This is a genomic window from Stenotrophomonas sp. P5_B8 (genome assembly GCF_054049855.1).
This window is the reverse complement of the sequence record NZ_JBFULO010000381.1, coordinates 1-3,764: the sequence shown is the minus strand read 5'-3', so window position 1 is coordinate 3,764 and position 3,764 is coordinate 1. Positions and strand designations below refer to the sequence as shown.

At 64.0% G+C, this 3,764-nt stretch carries 3 protein-coding genes; 2 read left to right on the top strand and 1 reads right to left on the bottom strand.

Going from position 1 to position 3,764, the window contains the following annotated elements:
- Both ACXJKH_RS16730 and ACXJKH_RS16725 read left to right on the top strand, forming a co-directional pair.
- Positions 1-272, top strand: a 272-nt coding sequence (locus tag ACXJKH_RS16730) for a hypothetical protein (RefSeq protein ID WP_457320996.1), incomplete at its 5' end; no start/stop codon positions are given.
- Between the two features lie 78 nt (positions 273-350).
- A complete protein-coding gene (locus tag ACXJKH_RS16725) occupies positions 351-2,393 on the top strand; it encodes an alpha/beta hydrolase family protein (RefSeq protein WP_457320994.1) in 2,043 nt (680 codons plus the stop codon).
- A gap of 69 nt (positions 2,394-2,462) precedes the next feature.
- Here the strand turns inward: ACXJKH_RS16725 and ACXJKH_RS16720 are convergent.
- Positions 2,463-3,764 (bottom strand): phytoene desaturase family protein (locus tag ACXJKH_RS16720; protein WP_457320992.1); only part of this gene is annotated, 1,302 nt, incomplete at its 5' end.

Here is a 3,764-nt window from a genome sequence, read left to right as displayed (position 1 = left end):
GGGTCAACAAGATGCAGAGCTACGACTACTACGAGCTGGACAAGGAAACCTCGATCTACAAGTTCGACGTGCCGAGCTACTTCCTGCACGCGCTGTCGACCGAATACACCGGCGACAAGTGGTCCGTCACGGCCGGTGTGCGCAACCTGCGCAACGAGGAGCCGCCGATGATTTCGTCGGGCGCCCTGAATCGCGTGGGCAATGCCCCGTTGTACAGCGGCTATGACTACGTCGGCCGCACCTACTTCGTGAACATCAGCAAGAGCTTCTGATCGTGGGATGAAGCCGCCGCCCTCCCGGGCGGCGGTTTTTTTTTGCCTCTTCCAACAGTCCAGGAAGGAACAGCCTCCATGCACCTCAACGCTTTGACCGCCAGCGTACTGGCGATTGCACTGGCGATGCCGCTGGTGAGCCATGCCAAGCCCACACCCCCCAGCATCCAGCAGCTCGCCGCGTTCCCACAGGTTTCCAGCCTCTCCCTCTCACCCGACGGCCGCTACCTTGCCGGGCTGCAGGCCAAGGGCGAGGAACGCGTCATCCTGGTCTGGAAAACCGATGCACTCGATCAGGCCCCGACGGTGATCGGCGCCGGACGCATGAAGTTCCAAGGCGTTACCTTCATCAAGAACGGACTGCTGGCGGTAACGCTCTGGCAGCCCTACGACCTGCGCCAGGACAGCGTCACCAAGACCTTCATCAGCAAGTTCTTCATCACCGATATTGAAGGCAAGCAGTGGAAGGAACCCATTGCACCGCCGCGCGTGACCAGCCGCAACGAGGAACTGGAGCAGGCGCTCTCCAATTCGACCGTACTGGATACGCTGCCCAACGACCCGGACCACATCCTGGTGGTCAACGGTTCGGGCAGCAATTCCGGTGACGTCTACAAGGTCAATGTGCGCGACTTCACCGCGCAACGTATCCAGAAAACCGAAGAGCGCGTGGCCGGCTACATCACCGACCTGGACAGCAACCTGCGCGCGCGCCTGCGCCAGGACCTGGATGGCAACGGCGCCTACATCGCCACCGAGTTCCGCAACCCGCAGACCAACACCTGGGAGCAGCACTTCCGTTCCTACGTGAAGGACCGCGACGTCAACCAGGTGATCGGTTTCGCCAACGACGCCAACATCGCATTCGTATTGAGCAATGTTGGACGCGACAAGTCGATCGTGTACGAGTACGACATCGCCGCGCGCCAGCAGAAGGAAGTGTTGTTCGAGCACAAGTACTTCAACGCCAGCGGTCTGGAAATGAATCGCTTCAAGGGGGTGGAAGGCCTGCCACTGGGCGAGATTCTCGGGGTGGACTACAGCGGCCCGCTCGGCTATGACGTGGAGTGGACCTCACCGCGACTCAAGGCGTTGGACCTGGGCCTGCGTCAAGCGCTGGGAATCACCCAGACACCGCTGCGGCTGGTCGATCTGGCTACCGGCCAGAGCGCTACCACCAACTACGATACGGGTCGCAACCTGCGGCTGGTCGATCACACGGCGGACCTGAAGACCGTGGTCGTCGTCGTGTCCGGTCCGTCCAACCCGCCGGAGTACTACCTGTTCCACAACGGCAAGCTGACACTGTTGGCCAAGTCCTACCCGGACGTGGACCCTGCGGCGCTCGGCGATACCCGCCTGGTGTACTACAAAGCCCGCGATGGACTGGACATTCCCGCCTTCCTGACCACGCCGAACGTCGAGATGTGCGGTGCTGGCCCATGGAAGGCGGTCGTGCATCCGCATGGCGGCCCGTGGGGGCGCGACAACCTTGGTTTCGATGGATCCATGTGGGTGCCACTGATGGCATCGCGCTGCATGGCAGTACTGCGGCCACAGTTCCGTGGCTCGGCCGATTGGGGCCGCCAGCTCTGGATGGCCGGTGATGCCGAATGGGGCCAGAAGATGCAGGACGACAAGGATGACGGCGCCAGGTGGATGATCGACCAGAAGATCGCGCAGCCTGGCCACATCGCCATGTTCGGCTTCTCCTACGGTGGCTATGCCGCGTTCGCAGCGTCGGTGCGTCCGAATGGACTGTACAAGTGTGCCATCGCCGGCGCCGGCGTGTCGGACATCAAGAAGATCTGGGCACGGTTCTACACCAATCCCTTCTTCCGCCAGGCGCAGGCCAAGACCGTGGACGGGCTCAACCCGCTGGACAAGGCGGCAGAGATGAAGATTCCGCTGATGGTCTACCACGGCGATCGCGATCAGACGGTGCCCATCGAGCAGTCCGAGTGGTTCGTGGCCAAGGCCAAGAACTCTGGCCAGCCGGTGGAGTACCACGCCATTGCCGACTACGCACACGGCCCGGCGTGGACCCGCAAGATCATGGGCGACCAGCTCCAGTTGATCGATGATTACCTCGGCAAGGGCTGCGGCGGCGGCGGTCTCTGACCCCAGCGCCACGCAGCGACGCAACACGCATCGGCCACGCAAGTGGCCGATGTCGTATGTACGCTAAGGTCACCCGCGCAGGATCACCTGCGCGGCATTGTGCCCGGGCGCTCCGGTCACACCGCCACCGGGATGCGCGCCGGCGCCACACAGATACAATCCCGGCAACGCCCCCCGATAATCGGCCTGCCCCACCATAGGCCGCGCGCTGAACAGCTGGTTGAGGCTCAGCGCGCCATGGAAGATGTCGCCGCCGATCAGGCCGAAGATGCGTTCCAGATCCAGCGGACTCAACACCTGACGCCCCAGCACCGACGCCGCAAAGCCCGGCGCGTGCTTCTCCACCGTGGCGATCATCAGATCCGCCACTTCCTCGCGATGATCGTCCCAGCTGCGTCCATCCGGTAAGTGGGGGGCCACGTGCTGGCAGAACAGGCTGGCCACGTGCTGGCCGGGCGGTGCCAGCGAATCGTCCAGCGTGCTCGGAATCAGCATCTCCACGATCGGCTCGTGCGACCACCCGTGCGCGCGCGCGTCCTGAAAAGCGCGATCCATGTAGTCCAGCGACGGAGCGATGATGATGCCCCCGGTCAGGTGGTCGCCTGGCCCCGGCAGCACGCTGAAATCGGGCAGGCGCGAGAGCGCCACGTTCATGCGGAACGTGCCCGAGCCACAGCGCCACTGCGCCATGCGTTCGCGGGTGGCGACGGGCACTTCCTCCGGCGCCAGCAGCTGTTCGTACAACAGTTTCGGATTGACGTTGGCCACCACCGCGCGTGCACGGATGTGCTGGCCATCCAAGGTTTCAACACCRACCGCCCGACCGTTTTCGACAAGCACACACGCCACGCCCGCATCCACCCGGATGCTGGCACCGGCGGCCGTCGCCGCGCGCGCCATCGCCTGGGTGATCGCGCCCATGCCGCCGATCGCGTGGCCCCAGGCGCCTTTGACGCCGTTGCTCTCCCCAAAGGCGTGGTGCAGCAGCACGTAGGCCGTGCCGGCCGCATAAGGGCTGGCGTAGTTGCCCACCACGCCATCGAAACCGAACAGCGCCTTGATCGCATCGCTTTCGAACCAGCGGTCCAGGTACTCCGCCGCAGAGATCGTGAACAGGTCCAGCAGTTCCTGCTGCAGTGCCGGGCTGAGCGACTGCAGCTGGCGGCCCAGCCGCGCCGCGCGCCACAACGCAGGCAGCCGTCGAAGCCAGCCTCCCTCACCTACGTTCGGCGGCGCCTGCAAGGCCAGCGCACGCAGCACATCGGCAAACACCTCCAGACGCTGCTCATACAACGGCAGGCGTTCGGCATCGCGTACTGAAAAACGGCGTACTTCGGCTTGGGTGATCCCCCTGCCCGCCAAGAGATACTG

Bases quoted from the DNA above. Each gene is read 5' to 3' on its own strand.
- ACXJKH_RS16725 (WP_457320994.1), top strand. From the start codon at position 351: ATGCACCTCAACGCTTTGACCGCCAGCGTACTGGCGATTGCACTGGCG.